6 protein-coding genes are annotated in these 18,180 nt (G+C 60.1%); all 6 read right to left on the reverse strand.

Going from position 1 to position 18,180, the window contains the following annotated elements; translation table 11 throughout:
• Positions 1–2,111: UvrD-helicase domain-containing protein (locus AC2FPW_RS22225; RefSeq protein ID WP_496815446.1), on the reverse strand; the 2,111-nt coding region annotated here is incomplete at its 3' end.
• Entirely contained in the window at positions 2,108–8,512 is a 6,405-nt protein-coding gene (locus tag AC2FPW_RS22230) for a DEAD/DEAH box helicase (RefSeq protein ID WP_496815448.1), read from the reverse strand. The genes AC2FPW_RS22230 and AC2FPW_RS22225, both read right to left, overlap by 4 nt.
• Positions 8,513–8,538: 26 nt before the next feature.
• Positions 8,539–9,387, reverse strand: coding sequence for a M78 family metallopeptidase domain-containing protein (locus AC2FPW_RS22235; RefSeq protein WP_496815449.1), 849 nt, complete (start codon positions 9,385–9,387; stop codon positions 8,539–8,541).
• Positions 9,384–14,357, reverse strand: coding sequence for an Eco57I restriction-modification methylase domain-containing protein (locus tag AC2FPW_RS22240; protein WP_496815450.1), 4,974 nt, complete (start codon positions 14,355–14,357; stop codon positions 9,384–9,386). The genes AC2FPW_RS22235 and AC2FPW_RS22240 overlap by 4 nt, the downstream gene beginning before the upstream one ends.
• Positions 14,311–17,262: a DEAD/DEAH box helicase gene (locus tag AC2FPW_RS22245; protein WP_496810141.1), complete on the reverse strand. Its 2,952-nt coding sequence runs from the start codon at positions 17,260–17,262 to the stop codon at positions 14,311–14,313. The genes AC2FPW_RS22240 and AC2FPW_RS22245 overlap by 47 nt, the downstream gene beginning before the upstream one ends.
• Positions 17,263–18,120: a BrxR family helix-turn-helix transcriptional regulator gene (locus tag AC2FPW_RS22250; RefSeq protein WP_496815452.1), complete on the reverse strand. Its 858-nt coding sequence runs from the start codon at positions 18,118–18,120 to the stop codon at positions 17,263–17,265. It abuts the gene before it with no gap.
• Positions 18,121–18,180 lie beyond the last annotated feature (60 nt).

The raw sequence follows: 18,180 nt of genomic DNA on the forward strand, positions 1-18,180 counted from the left end.
CGCGTCGCTGCAACGTGCAAAAGCGACTGATATTGGGTAACGATATCTTCTCGGTCGGCAGCGTCCACAGCTGCCTTCAAGGCGCCTGGCGGTGGGAAGGCTGAGTCAGACACGAATGGGATAGCTACTGCGAAGAACTCAAGTCCCTTAGCGCGGTGCATGGTCGTGACACGTACCCCCGGGATTGATCGATCATCCGCACCAGCTTGGAGAGTCACTGTCTCGATGCCACCCGCGCGCAAGGCTTCACTCACCCGATCTACGTCCGATCGACGAGCACAGAGAACACCAACGTCTGACAAATGCATGTCATCGGAGGGGAGAGCTCGCACCCAAGACGCAACACCCTTGAGCTCCTCCTCTTCGGAGGCGCATCCTACCAGGTTCGGTGATACTCCATGCAGAAGGCTCACATAGCCGCGTAGCGTGTCACTTCCCTCATCGAGATCATCCACGCTTACACCCTCAAGAACGGATACGGCCCAAGCTCGAATCTCCTGGGTCGTTCGATAATTCAGGCGTAGTCGCCGAGACCTTCCGCGCACATTGATGCCGCAGGAAGCCATGCTGGCTCTGCGCCCGTAAATTCTCTGGTGCGCATCCCCGACTATGAAGAGAGAATTGCTATCCCCGGACGGCGTCTCCGGCACGATAGCCCTAATCAGTCTAAATGCCTGTTCCCCCATATCCTGCGCCTCGTCGACGATCACCGCCGCATAGGGCAGGCTGGGGGCTTCAGCAGCTAGGATCTCGATCGCTTCGCGGTAGGCGTCATCCGGTTCAGCAAGACCACCACTTATCATTCTAGCCCGGTAATCCGCGAAAATTATCCAAAGCGCGGCCCTCTTGCGGCGATCGAGAGGAGTGCCGCGTCCGGCCCTAGATGCTTTCAGGTAAGACCGCTGGTCGATGAGACCTTTCGCCTGAACGATCTGAGCCCATTCCGCGCGGATGAAGGCCTCGGAGAGCCCATCAGGTAATTCATGATCGTCGAACACTTCTCGCCAGATCTCATCGAGACGATCCCGCGCCTCTCCGAAGAAGGCGACTTCGCGTGCGAAATTCTTCCGCTTGAGGAACTGGGACACCCAACGGTCCAAGTTGATCACTTCGATCCGAGGCGGCCGAGCGTCCAGGTGTTCTGGACACAGAGTTCGTAGGTTCGCTTCGATGTCTTGTGCGAGGCTCGTCGTGAAAGTTGTCAGCAGAACCCGTTGACCTGCCCGCGTCATATCCTGTTCGATCTGATCGGCAAGGTGCTTCGCCCGGTGCATGGCAACGACGGTTTTCCCGGTCCCGGCGCCACCGCGGACCATGGCTGGGCCGTTGTAGTCCCGGTAGGCAATCTTGCGTTGATCAGGGTGTAAGAACACCCGCCATCCCTCGAGCCCCTCTTCAAAAACACGCCTGAGTTCCTTTTCATCCTCTGGGATGAAGATGGTCTGGCGGCTCTCCTCCGTTTCAATCATTTGATCGAACGTCAGGTCAGCAGGTGCGTTTTCCGCCGTGGCTTCCGGTTGTTCCGGGATGCCCGTCAGAGCGTAAACCTCCTCGTCGGAATAGCCTGCGGCGAGGGCATAGAGGATCTGGTAGGTCAGCGGATCGAAAGCCTCTTCTGCAGCTTCCAGCGCATCAATCGAGGCAAGCGCACGGACCGCGGCTATTTCTTCTTGCTGAACACCGAGGGCTTTCAGCCGCTTTTCGGATACAGCCGCGAAGAGACGTGGCTCGTTCGCAGTCTGGGGAGCGGTCTCGACGATGTCCGCTTCCAGTTCCTCGACGACGCGGATCCGGTTCGTATCCGGGTCGAGTTTCACCCGACGGTTTCCGGCCCACCGGTAGGCTTTGTCATGTTCATTCACATGGACGAACATGATGTCGCGGCCCACTTCGAAGGCGATCGCGCGGTAGCCTTGGTCGACACGGAGGGATTTGATCGAACTGTCTTTCGCACCTTCCACGGTTTCAAGGTTCAACCCGTTCGCAGACGGATCAGACATGTAGCGGGTCATCATATCCATGAAGCGCAGCGCCACCTTGTCGGGAAGTTTCCGCAGGCTTTTCATACAACCGATGTCATAGGAGACCCGCTTGTTGATTGCGTCCATCATGTGTTTGTCTCCTGAATCGCCTGAATAACTTTGGTGACCGTCTCGCCGATTTGGTCGCTCTCCGGATCAAACGGGATGAGCCGCCAACTCACCCCCTCACAGAGGGTTTCCGCAATCGCAACGTTGGCCTCCCTCCACCCAAATTCCAACATCCCAACAACCCGCCCCTCGACGAGCAAATCGTCCCCAAAACGGTCCGGGCCGGGCACTTCAGCCGCGATCAAGGCGTCGATCAGAGGATGGAACAGATCATCACATAGTGCCCGGGCTTCACGCCAGGCTTCCGTGTCAGCATCCGTTGGTCCGGTCCCTACCGACATATCGGGTGGAGACAGAGTGTCGAGGCCCGCCAGTTCCACATGGAAACCGCGAACACACTGAAACAGATTGACGAGGCGCCAGAGGCCACGCCACGCTTCAGTGTAGAGCGCCTTCGCAGCAGGCTGATGACCTGGATCCGGGAGTTCAGCTCGCAGAACAAGTCGAATATCTGCGTCCGATCCGGCCCACTCCGTCGGAGATATCTGTTTGCATGCCAAATATAGGTCAAGCGCTCCAGCCCCAACATGATCCGTCAGCCCCGGCGTGAGAAGGAACTGGCGCCCTTCTTCCGTAAGGGAGGCCTGCCGCGGCAGTTGATCGAGCGGCCGCCCGGTCGCAACGAGTCCCCTGGTCAGGATCGAGCGGCTCGGAGCGTCATCGTCCCTTACGCCGTCCAGAAGGTGCCAGAACCCTTCGAGGGAGCTTTCTACCTGGAGTGCGCGGACGCTTTCGATATGAGTCGCGAAGCCCGGGAAGGTGCAGACCCTAGCGAGTCGTCCGACCTTTTCCACGTTGAGGGCCGGTTCCGCGAGTGGATTGAGATAGGCTCGGTTTTGTGCATCGAGGTCTGCCCAGGCGAGGGTCCAGACCCGGACCTGACCGGACCGGATCATCTCGATCCGGTCTAGAAGATCTTGGGCGACTGTGTCCGCGTGATATTCGAGGCCGTCCATTTCGAGCACGACAGGCAAGGCACCGGCTTGGCCCGCCGGTGTAAAGAGAAAGTCGATCCGTTTTCGAGGGAGGTTCTTGAAGCGGGCATCGATCTGCACTTGGGGTTCGATCGTCCAGAGCCGGGGCCGGTCCTTGGGACCAGCGCGCAGCACAAAGCCGCGACGCCCACCTGATAGGACTTGAGGGGTCAGCGCATCGTTCCCATACCGGTCGGCAAGGGAGTTCAGGAGCCGCTTCTCGAGGGCACTCTCCACCATGGCGCCCCGGATCGACTCGTCGATCCCAGTCTCCGTCCGGTTGAGGCTATCCCACTTCTGCAGGATCGTTTCCATCATCTGACGTGCACGATCCCGATCAGGTTCGCCGGGACCGAACTGGGATCGGTAGGGCTTCACGCAACGGAAACAACCGTTTCGGTCTGGTTCCTGGTTACAAGGACAGTCCCGAAGCGCCTCAGCCGCGCGACTGATCACCGCCCGCATCGTGTCAGGGTGCTCTCCGACCTGTCTCAGATACCCTGACCCGCCTGGGACAGCATCATAGAGGTAGAGGCTGCGGACGGTGGTCATCCCGTCGAGCTGGGCGGCGAAGATCGTGGAGCGGAGATGGTCGACCTTCCCCGCGAAATGTCTGCGCATCCCGAGGTTGATCGCAGCGACGAAGCTCTTCAAATCATCATCATCGGCCTCACCAACGACCGGGATCACGATCCGGATCGCTTCAGTATCGAAGTTCCGCATCAGAAAGACGCCGGTCTCCCATTTCTCGCGGGCGAGTGCCGTTTCGCGGATGACCTTGCAGCTCGGTGGGTGGGTTCCGCGATCTGCTTCATCTTTCGCCGCCTTTTGGAGCGTGCCGCAATGGCGGCAGATCAGGAACGGCTGCGCCGGTCGTTTTTCGCCGGCGATTTTCGGCCCTGGAAACGTGGACTTCGGGCCGAAGTTGAAATCCCGGAAGGTGCAGTGCGGCAGGAACTCGAACCCGAACGGCGCGCCATTCTCTCGACTGGTGAACCAGGAAGTGTGGATATGCTCCGGCCCGTGGAATGGCATAAGAACCCGGTCGAATTGTCTCTGGTCGCGCTGATCGCCATCCCGGATCGCCGCCTTTTCCTCGCTGTCCACCGAGATCACGGACTTGAGCTGAACGACATCATGGTTGGACCCGGAATCGGACCACATCTCATCCCCACAGCGCGGGCATGTACTGGTTTCCATGCCTTCAATCCGGTGCGCGACATGTGAGCAGTTGGGGCAGAAGGTCCAACGGCTCAGGTCTTCCTTCCCGATCTCGATCCGCTCGATCTCAACCTGTCGCCCGTTTGCATAGAAGAACTGACCCGGTGCGAACTCCGATAGGGCGGAGCTGGCTGGACGGGAATACTCAACATAAAGAAGCCCATCCTCATCCTTCGATGCGGTCTTGGTCGGATCGTTTCGGCGCGAGAGGATCGAGGTGAGTTTCACCCCCTCTTCCGGGAAGGCGTAGTTTGGGAGGATCCCTTTATCGGTAAGGAACTTGATGACGGCCACATCATCGATCCCGCTGCGGATCAGCCGGTTAATCTCGGTCCGGTCACGCGCGATCTCACCCTCGCGCTTCTCGAACTCCTCATCTGTCAGCTCTGCCCGTCGTTTCCGAAGCCGATTCAGTTCTTTTGTGGCCTCTTCCCGCTTCTCTATCAGCCGCGCCTTCTCTGTGGCTGCGGCATCAAACGCCGCGCCGATCCGCCAACCAATCGACCTTTGATCGCTACTGATCAGGAAACCGCGCACCCGGTCCACGAGATCCGAGCGCGCCTGAACGGCGGGCGGAAGTCCCGCCAGAAACGCGGTCGCCAATTCATGCCCTCTGTCGCGGACCAGGTCCAGCCATTCGATAGGGAACCCCTCCGTCGCTCCGGAGGAGCGGCGCTTCAAGACATCACGCACCTTCCCGTAGTCGCCCGCCTCCGCAGTGGCCGCGACATAGGTATCGAGTGTAAAGGCAGTCACCTGGCGAAGAAGAACTTCTTCGGCCGCAAGGAAGACCCCAGGCGGGCGCACCTGGCCCGCCAGCATCGGGGTCGGATCTTCCCAGAACTGAAGGTCATGAGCTCGCGAATTGGCAAGTACAATGTTCAAGGCATTTCCGTCGCGCCGACCGCTCCGGCCCATCCGCTGCACGTAATTCGCTTCTTCAGGTGGAACCGACCCCAGAAGCAAGGTCGATAGATCCCCGATGTCGATCCCCATTTCGAGGGTCGGTGTGGCGGAAATCAGATTCGGCGCCCACCGGGTCTCGTCCTTGATGAACCCGGTCTCGACACGCAATCGCTCATCGGTTTCGAGGATCCCAGTATGTTCGCGCGCGACCACCCGGTGGTTTCGGTCGGACCGAAGAGATCGGTGCAACGCCGGGCGTGGCGGAGCACCTGCCAGCGCGAAATGCCCAGTACATCCGATCTTGGTGCATGGTGATCCTGCCGCGATCTCCTCGTTCTCCGCGAGGACCGTCTCCTGCCGACCGCAGCGGTCACAAGTGAGTCCGATCGTATGGGTCGAGACCGTGACCTTGTCCGGTTCAATCAGCCACGCGTGCCGGTTCTGCCCATCCGGGCCGTTAACCCGGCGCAGGATGCTGTCGGCTTCGAGACGCTGCAGAACCATCGGATATATCGTGTCCGGGTCCGTTCCGTAGCGGAGATCCTCCACGCCGAGGGTCCGGAAGAGCCAATCCCGATACCAGCTAACCCCCTGCGACCTCGTGATGCGCTCATACCCGATAGGTGGATGACCCAATGTAACTGGGATTGGCGCGAGGCCGCGTCGGCTGTCTGGTATCGGAAGCGTTCCAGTCCTGCCAACACCCATTTGGATTGCGGATGCGAACCAGTTCAGACCCCGCGCGCCCGAGGCTGTTGCCACCGCACTGGCAACATAGGGGTGCGCGACGGAGCCCTGGCGGCGCATACGTTGAACTACACCGAACAGGAACCGGGCGAGAAGCGCAGGGTCGATGTCGGGGGCACCAGGAAGATCGTTCCTGAGTTCGCTTGCGAGCCGCTGTGCGGAAGCGCTCAGAACATCGGCAGAGACATCAGCCGCGACCATGCCGTTCGCTTCGAGCGTATGGCTGAAATGCGACCGATAGCTCAGGTCCACGAAGTACTCCCACCCGAGGCGTAGCTTCATGTGATTTAGGAAGACTGTGTCGGTGATTGATGTTCCGTCCCGGATCAACTCTTGGTACCGACCACGCCAAGTCTGCTCTTTCGGGATGTAAAGGGCCGTAAAGGCGTCCGGTCCATGCAAATCGAGCTGCGCGGCAGGGGTTTTCTCGATCACGTCAGAGAGGCTCATCCCGTCCGTTTCAGCTTCCTGCAGGGCGGTGAATAGTGATTTCTGATAGACCGACAGTGAGTTACGGGTCTCGGCCACCGCCGCACGATGAGCCGCGTCCTGGACGGAATCGGAGAACATAAGAAAGCGCGGTTTCGCCTCTGGCTCTTCCTCGTTCTGTGCCGAGGTGTAGAGGGTCCCTGTGATCCCAGTCGTCAGTCGGGCCGCTCGCATCCCGAAGAGGAGCAACCCGCGCGCCTGTCCACAGACCGGACAGGACCGGTCAATACGCCCACTCGCCGCGTCCGTCGGGTCATACATCCAAACCGGTGCGGAAGGACCCGGCGCAAGGTTTTCATGATCCGACGGGGTGAATTCGATGCTTTCTGCATCGAGTAGCCCCTTCACAATCCGCACACCACCACCGGCCGCCGGGATCATTCGATCGAGCGTTTCGTGATAGAAAAGTCGGATCTTTCCACCTGCGCTCTCGTCGAAGAACTCTTCATAAAGCTGCTCGAGCGGGGCCCAGCAGGAGGTTGAATTCGGGTTCAACCGCCCGACATGGGCGGTGGCCCCACATCGGTTACAGTTCACGATCGGCAGGGAGCGGCGCAATGTGTGTCGGTCGAGATCAAGAGCATGGGACAGGCTCATCTGCGATCGCACACCGGCTGCCTCGGTTCGGGGCAGGTTCGTCACCATCCTCGACATTTCCCGGATCCAGAGCTGGAGCCGGACGTTGAATAGCGGACGTGGGCGTTCTGCCGAACCTGACCGGGCCCAAGCGACCAGCGCCACGACCAGTTCCGCGAGTGCACGATGATCGACTTCGGACCAGTCGCGAAGCACCCGGACCTGTGCGAGCCCTGCGGCGATCGCCTCGAGTGAGGCGGGGCCCTTGTGTTCGGCGATGATTTTGAGAACCCGCTGACACAGATGATGCTCCTTCAGCCGTTCACCAAGCGCGATCCGCCAGGCTTGGTCTGAAGTAGCGCCATCATCAATGAAGGCCAGATCCGGATCGGTCCGGTCCGGGAACAGGGCCGTCGCGAGGCGAAGCGCCGCGTCAGCCTGATCCATTTCCTCGGCCTCGCGGAGCGCAGTGTGGATTTCTGCCGGGTCCGGCCGATCCACATATTCCGGGTCTCCGAACACCTCGTTCGGCGTTTTCCGTGTCTCCGTCACAACCGCCCCTTCATCGAAGGGTTCGCCGAAAATGGTTTTGGCATAACGCCGCAGATCGACCTTCGCGCCTTCACCCGCGCCAAGCGTGGCCGAAGACCCCACGCAGATCAGATGACCTTTCGGAGTACTTAGACGGTGTTTCAGACGGCGCAGCAGGAGGGCGAGGTCCGCACCCTGCGCCCCGTCGAAAGTGTGCATTTCGTCGACCACCAAAAACCGCAGCGATTCCGGATCGTTCTTCTCCCACAGCGGCTTGTCCCGACCACGCAGAAGGAGGTAGTCGAGCATCTTGTAGTTGGTAAGCAGAATATCGGGCGGGTTCCGCCGCATCGTCTCGCGATGGGTGATCACGCTGTCCGCCGTCACCTCATGCGCAGGGTTCTGTGGCTCTGCGTCTGCATAGATGCCGGCCCGCACGCCGTCCAATGACCCGATCTCGGAGATCGCCGCCGCAATCCGGCGCGCCTGGTCGGTGGCCAGCGCGTTCATTGGGTAGATCAGGATGGCCTTGATCCCGGGCTTCCCCTTGTTCCGACGACAGTGGTCGAGGATCGGCCACAAATAGGATTCCGTCTTGCCCGACCCGGTCCCTGTCGCAACCAGTGTCGAGCGCATCGCCTCTCCGCTCAGCCTGGTAAAGGCATCCGTCTGGTGCTGATAGGGTGCAAAGCGCAGTGGCACCTCAGGGAAAGGCTGCCGCCAAGTTCCGTCTTCTGCCCCCTTGATCTGCCGGAACGGCATGTCGACTGAGATCCACGGACCTTTGATGAAGTTTGCTGGCTCGTCGATGAACCGCTCCACCATCCCCTCAAAAGCGGGGCTGGTGCTGTTCAGAGTGGAGTGGACCAACTCACGCAGGCTGTCCTGCACATGGCGGGCAAGGAGAATCGGGTTCATTTTGAAATCACTCCATAAAACTTGGACTACCGGGCATGCTGTTCAATCCTTCCAGCAGCCCGTGCGATCGCGGAATGACTTACAAATTCAATCGTTTTCTCTTTCAAGTATCCATTCAGATATTCAGCCGAGTTCGACTTCAATCCAAATCGCTTGCAGACGATGAAGGTCACCGCCTCCGCCTCGAACTCCCGAACATCGAGTTGAGGAGGCCTCCGGTCCGGCCACTTCTTTCCGTTCCCACCAAGATGCCCGAGATACACATGGGCCAATTCGTGGACGAGCGTGGTGAATTGGGCGTTCGGATTGAGGGTCGAGTTCACCCGGACGACCCATCCCGGCCCGGCGGGTTTCCCCTTGGTCGCAACAGCGCCTGCAACCGCGCGGGCGTCCCCGGCGAGGGTTGAGGCCAGGCTCACGGGTTTCACCTCGATGCGGTCTTCCTTCAGGGCGCGGCGCGCGACGCGGTCGATCAGGCCATCGCGGACCGCGACGGGCTCACCGAACACCCTTTCCAGAAGGGCATCGTCAACCGGGTCCCCGGTGGTATCGGCCAACTCATAGGCGCAGCGCACCGGACAGAACGGCCAGAGGACGACAATAGGGATCGAGGCTGGCTTCACCGTCCGCCCAATCTCCCGCCATTTGTCGGGGAAGGCGACGTAGCGCGCGCCGGGGCGCTGGAGGTCCGCGAGCATCAGGTTGAACGGGGCCATGTGGGTCTGGCCAGCGATCCTGTTGAACAGGTCCATCCACGGCGGGCGCGCGCCCGGTTCGCTGGCGGCGCGGTAGAGCTCGTCAATCCGGTCGGCCGTATCACGCAGGATCGCGTCGATCCCTTCCTCAAGGGGGAGTTCGGCCTGCAGCGCGGTCATTCGGCGGCCTCCACAGATTTCAGCCGCTCGAAATGGGCCCATGCGCGTTTGTAATCCTCGATCCGGTCGCACTGGGTGAAGGGGCCGACGAAGTGACGGGTGACCTCGCGCGGGCCGCCGGGCATCGTGTCGTCGATGGCGGTGCAGGTCAGTTCCGAGGGGTTGTCAGCGAGGATCTTGTCCCAGGCGGCGCGACCGGGGCTTTTGCCGCGCTCGTCGAGCCAGCCGACGCCGGGCAGGCCCTTGGAGCAGGTCCAGACGATCCGACCGTTCTGGTCGTACCAGGTGCCCGCCTCGTTCTCTTGCAGAACCGGGAAGTAGATCCGATAGATTTCGATCAGCTGGTCCAGGGTCAGGCCAAGCGCCTGCGCGACCAGCACGTCAATTTCGATCAGCGCCATGCGGCGGGCAAACTCGGTTCGAAGGCCTGCGGTCCGGTTCCAGTTGACAGGGCCTTCAACTGGGCCTTCGAGCCGCAGGCGAGGGTCAGAAGAAGACCAAGCCGAAGCAACCAACCCAAATGCGTTGTGATTCCAAAGCTCGGCATATGCTGACGTAAGGCAAGCGAGTCGCAAAGAACGGTGAAGGGCTGTATCGGAGGAAACGACCCAAGGCCATCTTTCTACTGTTGCGGAATGTATGTCTTCTTTGCCAGTTATCTTCGTCAGAAAATCACCCAAGATTGAGGCGGAGAAAACGCTGAAGGCAAGAAGGCTTCGGGGATCATCAAAAGCTACACTTTCAACACTGTGAATATGTGTACTTCCACTCGGAATTAGAGCAGAAATCAAAGTCCGCTCCATATTCAGATTTAGACGTCTCCGGAATGCAACTCTGAAAAAATCGGCATGGCTCAGTGTTGGGTTCCAACGGCATCTCGCCATACGATTTCTGTACTCGGCTTTGTCGACAGCGGGGCCAAAGTTTGTTCTCGGAAGATAGTCATCGTCAATCCGACTGTGATCAATCACGTCATAGTCAGCCTTGTTTTTGCAAATGGATCTGGCGGTTTTGTACAGGGGTGTGGCGACGTAAAAAAGAGGGCCTTGCAACACCATCGCGTCTGCAGAACGGAATTTCGTCTCTCTCCTAATGGTTCCATCGTTTTGGCTTGCCGTTTCATTCCAATGAGCGGACATTTGCCAGAGAGGAAACTCCACCGTGCGCTCACCCTGTGCGGTGCTGACTGTTCGTTCGATCTTGGGGATCGCTGCATTTAGCTTTGGAAATCGCGCCATTTCTCGGAAGACGCTTAGCGTCCGCGCCGAATACGGCTGAATAAAGCGCGTCTCTTCGATTGGAACAGAGTCCTCTTCAGCAAGTGCATGAATGACTTTGAGGGCATCTAGGTCGATGTAAATAACGCGATCGCGGTGACCGCGCGTGTCCCATTTTCCGTCGGAGCCCTTAATGTCGGGAATTTGGCCCACGCCGTCGTGTGAGTATGACTCGTCCACTTGCTGGGGAAGAAATGCTGTTGTGAATTGCTCAAAACTCACCTCAGCATCGTTTCCGCGGTATATGTTTTGGCTGAAACGCATGTAGTGCGCAGCGTCGGCAAAGTTCTTAGATTTGATCGTGTTGATGTAGCCGAAATGCTTTACGATCCGTGCATACCAATGACGCCGGAATGCTCCAGCCTTCGGTTCTCCTAGATGCCCATCCTGGTGGATCAGCGCCGCATAGCCCTCCGGCGCGACTAGCCGAAACGACAGATCGATGAAGCAGCGATAGAGGTTGTTCGACCCGCCCCCGGCGAAGGGGTTCATCACCTCGGACGAGGTCACCTCCATCGCCCCTCGGGTCGACACGAAATCCTGCAGGAAGGCCCGTTCCGCCGAGACCATCCGCCCTTCACGCCGTACGGAGGGTGCTTTTGGCAGCGCCTCAGGCAGAACCTTCTTCGCGTCCGACGCCGACAGCCCCGCGTAAAGCGGATCGATATCCGCCAGCACCAGCCCCTCGTTCCACGACGGCTTGGCCCAAGGCGGGTTCCCCACGATCAGGTCGAACCCGCCCCGCGCTTTCATGATGTCGGCAAAGATCAGGTCGAAATGCACAAAGCGCTCGCGCTCGGCAACCCGGGTCGCGACGCCGAGCCAGTCAAAGGTCTCGATCAGCGCCTCGACATTGGTCTCGCGGAACAGCCCGTCCTGCCGCTTGGCGGCAGCCTTGAACAGGTCCCGGGCAGGCGCGTCTGGCTCCATCATGTCCAGAAAGTCAGGAGCCGGATCGACGAACTCATCCATGCTGGGGGCGGCCAGTGATCCGTCCGGGGTAAAACCCCCTTCCAGGATCATCGCCATGCCCTGCAAGAACTCCGCCCGGCTGGGCAGCAGATCCGCCTTATCGAGAGGCCAGAGCCAAAGCGCGCACCATGCGTCCATCGCCGTCTTGAGCCGCTTGTAGGGCAGCGTGTTGGTCGCATGATCAGCCCCGATCAGGTGGGCGTTCAGCTTTTCCTTGGCGTGGAAATCGAGGCCCTTGTTGCCGGGGATGACCTTGTCCGGCCAGAGCGTGATCGCGTCATTTGCCGCGGCGCGGGTCTTGGCCAGATCGTCGGCCACCTGATCAAAGAGAGCCTCCGCAACCCGGCTGAGTTTTTGCACCAGCTTGATCTCGTGCGGTTCCAGCTTTTTGAAGAAGCCGTCCTTCCGCCAGGCCTTGATCTGGTCCTGCGCGTCACCCGCGAAGGGCTTGATCGACTTGTCCTTGTCGAAGTTTGCCATGTCCTTGGCGGGGAGCAGCCACTGCCAGACGTGGTTCTCGGGCAGGCGTTTCCGCCAGCCGATCTCCTCCGGCTTTGCGTTGAGCCAAAGATCCGCTTGGGTCCTGGCACTGAGCCAGGTGGGCGCATAGGAGGCGCGACGGGCGCCGATCAACGAGTTCCCGGAATGAAGCTGATCCCCGAACCATGGCGAGAAGTCGCTGGCATGGAGGCTGTTCAACCAAAGCGAGATCGCCCCCAGCTCCACGGCAATCGGGTTCAGGTCGACGCCAAAACAGTTCCGGTCGGCGATATAGGCCCGTACCTTCTGTTTCTCGACGACAACCTTGTCTTGGGGGATCGTCGTGCCAGTCTCCTTCTGCTTCCGCTCGAGGTAGAGATCGGCAAGCTGATTTGTGGTTTCGACCAGAAAGGCCGCAGAACCCATGGCCGGCTCGAGGATCTTGAGTTCAAGAAGTTCGTCTGCGGTCAGATCCCGGCACCGCTCCATCAGCGCATGCTTGACGAGGAGCCGCGCTAACGGTTCCGGGGTGTAGTAGGACGCAGATTTTTCCCGGTCCCGGCCGGCGAGGCGGTAGATGAAGGTCCCCTTGGGATAGACCAGCGCTTCCGAACCGTTGAATACAATCTCTTCTGGCGCGAACTCGCCGATCCGGCTGCGCGGCACAAACCAGCTTGGGGCGAGCGGATCGACCTTGTCGCGGCGGAACGCCTCGTCCTGTTCGGCTTCCTCATCCCCGAACAGATCTTCTTCGACGTCGTCATCCAGATCTGGCGCGTCCGCATCGTCCCCGTCCTCGGCCGCGTCGTTCGACCGCCCCTTTCGAGGTTTCAGCTCGATGAGGTCTGTCTTCGCAACGACCCCCGTGAAGGAAATTAGCGTTTCATAGACCGCACCAAGCTGACCGATCCCGAGCTTGGCATAGGAGATCCGGCCCGTGCTCTTTCCGGTGGACCGGAGCGAGAGGAGCCGGATTACCTTCTGGATCGCCTCGTTGCGCAGCATCAGCCCGTTCAGAAGCGGCGTGCTCGCCGGGTCGAGAAGAGATACCTTCACCGACGGCAGGCGCAGCCCGCTGCCCTTTTCCTCATCGGCGAGATCAAGCCCCGTGTAGAGCAGAGTCAGCGTCTGTTGGAGACTTTCCCACAGGAAGGTCCCCTCCCGGTCCGCCGTGGTGCGCAGGGGCACAGATTCCAGATCGCGTAGCGTTTCCAAGGAATAACCCGTCGCATAGATCGGGTTTTTCAGGTCCAGGAGGTTCAGTCGCGGGTTCGCCTCAGCGTAGAACAGGAAGAGGAGCCGGTACATGTAGCGCAGACACTCACGCGACAGTTCCGGTCCATCGATCCAGACGTCTTTGTTCTTCCCGCCCGTGACAGTCAGAACTTCCTGGCCGAGGAGTTCGATGGCGTCCCGAACCGTGCGCTTCAGCGAGGTGGTGACAGCGTTGGCATTCCGCTGCGCCTCCTCTTCGAGCCGGTCCGAGATTGGTGCACCCTGTTCCGGCACCCGGGTCTCCCGCGAGATCAAGCAGGCCATGACCGTAAGTGTGTCGCGGTCCGTGCGCGTGAAGATTTCCTGAAGATCGAAGCGTAGGACGGACCGGGCCGGCCATTTCCGCTTGTCGATCAAAACGATCTGGGAGAGCCCCAAGACCATAACATGGCGAGGTCCGTCGGCGAGCTCGAACACCCCCTCCGCCAGAACGGATTCGATCGTCCGGTCAAGAAGTGCCGCTTCGCCTGCATCGGCGGGAAACTGATCCAGCGCAAAACACGCCCCTAGCGGATCCGCCGCCTCGTCCTCGGCGTGCTGAAGGGGCGCCTCGATAATCCAGAGCGCATCCCGACCGGAAGCGTCCGCCACCCGCGAGATCAGCGGAATAACCGGTGCGCCTGCCAGCGCGGTGAACGCAGTCTCTCGTTTCCAGGCATAGCCGAGAGCGCCCAACAGCGCGTGGTGCATCTCCCGGGTCAATTCTGTTCGGCGATCTGCGTCCGAACTGTTCCGGATCTGTCGAAGGGCTTCAATGGTCGAGGTCGCAACCCGGGACAGCCGCTCGATCGGATGGGCGGATTTTTCCAGACCCGCCCAGCGGGCTGTGATGTCGGAAAGCTCCTCCTTCAGAACATCGGAGAGCGTCCCGGACGGGAAGAACTCGGCTTCGTTTTCAATACCGATCAGATCCATCCGCTCACCCCACAAATACCGCTTTGACATCGACATAGGGGTTGGGGTCATCCACCATCAGGCGGGTCCGCTCAAACCACTCTGTCCAGTCCTTGAACAGGTCCTCGATCTTCTTCTCTTTCGCGCGCCGTATCGTCAGTCGTCTCTTTTCAAGCGCGCTGAGACCCTCGGTCGACTCCACTGCCTCGCCGAGATCGAGCGTCAACTGGGCCTGGAACCGGCCCTCCAGCTCCCCGAGCCGGGTCAGGACCGCGTCAAGATCCTGCTGGATCAGGGCCGCGCGTTCTTTCCCGAGCCCGCGCAGATGGGTCTGGAACCGGTCCACAGAGGTTTTGATCGCAGCCTGCGCAGGGCCCAGATCCTCCACCGGACGGCCGGGGGTATCCTGTGCGAGACGGACCCGGGCGATGAAGTCCGGCACCTCTTCGATACGGACATCCCCGTCCGCCCCCTGGATCACGACAGCCCACCGGTCGACAACCGGGGCACCGTTCGCGTTCGGGATCGCACCATGCATCACCACCGCGACCTCTCCCTTGGAGAGGGCACTCAGCGGCGCGACCGGAGCGGAATGCTCCGGGAAAAAGGTGCTGGCCCGGTCCGCGAACCATTCGAGGATCGGGTGACCATCCCAGAGGTATTGCACGGTCGGCCAGGACCGCTCCTGCATCTTCGCATGATCGATCGCCCGGTTGATTACCTGAGCCTGATCAGTCAATTCGATCCGGTCCCCGGCACCGACCGCCTCTTCGGGCATGAAACGACTATCGACCGCGCCTTCACTCGCGTAACCGAAACCATCTCGGGCCCGCATATCATCTGGAATCGCGATCCGGATCATCCGATCCCCCAGGGAGATGTCGGGGGCAGACGGGAAGGCACGCTCCTCGGCGCGAGACAGCCGGCCGATCATTGCGGCAGCATAGCTGAAGGTATCTGGGAAGAGCCGTGGCAGCGCCGCCTCAGCAGCGGGGATCTCATCCGCCTTGGACTCGGCCGGGGCTGCGTAGTCCCCAAAGAGGGCGGCGAACTCGTCATCGAGGGACATCTGTGTCTTGGCCTCGTCCGCGCGGGCATTCATCTGGGCATCGAACGCATCCTCGCCGATCCCGGCAGCAACCGCTTCCGCGACGACAGCCTCTTCCTCGTCAGCGTCCCCTTTCCCGAGAAAGACCGCGGGGTCGCCAACCCCGGACTGGGCCGCTTCATCTTTTTCGACGAGCTTTTCAAGAACCCACATCTGCCGCACCTTCGGGTGCGTGCTCTCCCCCACAAAATAGGTAATCAGCGGTGGGCGGTCCTGTCCGTAACGATCGATCCGGCCGTTGCGCTGCTGGAATCGCAGCAGAGACCACGGCAGGTCGAAATGGATGAGCCGGTGACACTGGTAGTGCAGGTTGAGCCCCTCGGACGCCATGTCAGAGGCGATCAGAATCCGGATCGGGGACTTCTCTTGCCCGAAGGCGTCGATCACTTCCTGGGTCCGGACATCCGCTTCGACGCTTCCCCCATCCACGCGCGCCACTTGCCCCTCGGACAGGTCTAGATCAGCCTGAAGGCGCTCTGCGAGCCAGGACACGGTGGCGATGCGTTCTGAAAAGATGACGATCCTGTCCCGCGGCGCCTTTCCGGTCCAACGCAGGTCCCGCAGCATTTTGAGAAGGTCCTGATACTTCCGGAAGGCCCCCGTATCGATCGCCGCCACCTGATCTGCGAGATCGCGGAGCCGATCCCGGTCCTCTTCCGTGCCACGGGCGGTTCCGTTCTCGATTCCGCGGATGCGCCTCTCTAGAGTCTCGAGGCAGGCAGCCGGGCTCGAGAAGATCGCTTTCGCCAGCGTGGTTCGGAACAGATCAATCGCGCGTCCCCGCGTCGACTGTTCATCGAGGTCCAGACGTAACTCTGCGATCGACTGATAGGCGATTTCCTCTTCGATGCTGAGGGGGAAATTTCTGCGGATGAGTTCCCGCTTGGGGACCTGTTGACCGATATCAGCAGCGACGTTCTTATCAGACCGGAACCGCCTAACCACCAGATCTTCGATATCGGAGCGGTGCAACCGGGTCGGGTCTGGAACCCGGGTCGGGTCCAGCATCTCGATCAGGCTCGCGAAACTCTCCTGCGACCCGTCATGTGGCGTCGCGGTCAACAGAAGCAGGGAGTCGGTTCGCCGAGACAGAAGCTGCGCCAGCTCAGCCCGCTGAGAGTTTGACCCCGCCGCTGCTTTCCGCGCCGCCGCGTTATGCGCCTCGTCAATGATGATCAGGTCCCAGTACGAGTGCTTGATCGCGTCCCGGATCTGGGCGTCCCGCTTCAGCGTGTCGATCGACACGATGGACCGGTCGAACTGATCGAACACATTATAGTGGGCGGGGATCCGGTTCCGCATACGCCGGATCGCCGCGCTGTCCAAGCGCGACAGTGGGATCGAGAACCGGGTCCAGAATTCCTTCTGGAACTGGGTGAGCATCGCCCGTGTCGTGACGACGAGGATCCGGTCCGCCCGCCCGCGTAGTACAAGCTCAGAGGCAATTAGCCCTGCTTCTAGGGTTTTCCCGAGACCGACATCATCCGCGATCAGTAACCGCACCCGATCTTGGGCGAGAGCCCGTTCCACGGGCAGATGCTGAAAGGAAAGATCATCAATCGCGGCGCGACCAAGAGTGAGTGGTTGACGGGTAGTGGTTGGTGTATTTCGGAACGCGGCCTCGAGATGCAACTTGGAGTCAATCAAACCAGAAGACGCGTCTGAGACGAGCTGAATCGCCGCCGGATCCAGAATACGGGCACCCTTTTCCAGATCCCACACAAAACGAGCTTCTTTGTCTCGAACGATGCTTGACAAGCCCCGACAGTGGATCTCGCGATAACCACGTTTAAGTGCAGAGCTGCCAAGCACCTTCCAAGTGGTCGAGCGCAGATGAATGACTGAACCTGGTTGAGGTATCACACCCATTTAGTCTCTTCCCAAAATAGCATTATGATTCAATAATATGATCTGCTGGTCTTGCGGGCGCCGGGCGGCGGGATCTGTATCCAATCCCAAGCGCCTCAGCGCGTAATAGAGCAGCGCGCGACGCACCTTTATCTTCGCGCTGCCGCCACGCATCCCGTAGTCGAGGGCAATGACCTTAGCCTGCGTTTCTGACAGTTCGGGATGAGGAGCCACTTCGAGGACGACTTCTGAATTCCAGTCGAGATCATCATCGGCCGATGTCCCGCTTTCGCGTGAGCCACGAATCTCAATCATCCGGGAGAGAAGGAAATCCTTGAAACACTCGTCGGTTAGACAAAACGCGCGGGCGTGCCAGCGAAATCCATCGAAGGCAATCGCGTGAGGCGCAATCCAACGCCATCGCGGATCTGGGCTGGAAAGGGACTGGTATCGTATCTCTATCTCTTCGGATCGCCTGATCGCTCCCACAACGGACCGAAGCGTCACGGGGTCAACACCACGGACCGGCGTCGGCGCAGAGGCAAAGGACGGAAGATTAGCGATCCAAGAGTCTTCACGGTCAAGAATGTTTTCGGCCACGGACCGTAGCTGAGCTAGATAGCGACTGGCATCAGGTTCCAGAAATTGTGGTTGGAAAGCACTGCCTCGCACATAAGTCCGCGCACTCTTGTCGTAGACCATGTTCGCCGGAGCAAAGCCGATGTAGCGATTCAGGTCAGTGGACGCTTGGTTGACCGAGACACCGAACTGATCCATGAGGTCACTCCGGTTTACATGCCCCTCCCAGAACAAGCGGAACTCTATGAACTCGAGACGTTGCTCGACTCCCCATCGAAGTTCTGACTTGTCGTTATCCACCCTGGCCTCCCGGTATCCCAACGCGCATTGTAACTATGCGCGCCCATTTTCTGGGCCTGC

The sequence above is a fragment of the Ruegeria sp. SATB027 genome, from assembly GCF_059613825.1.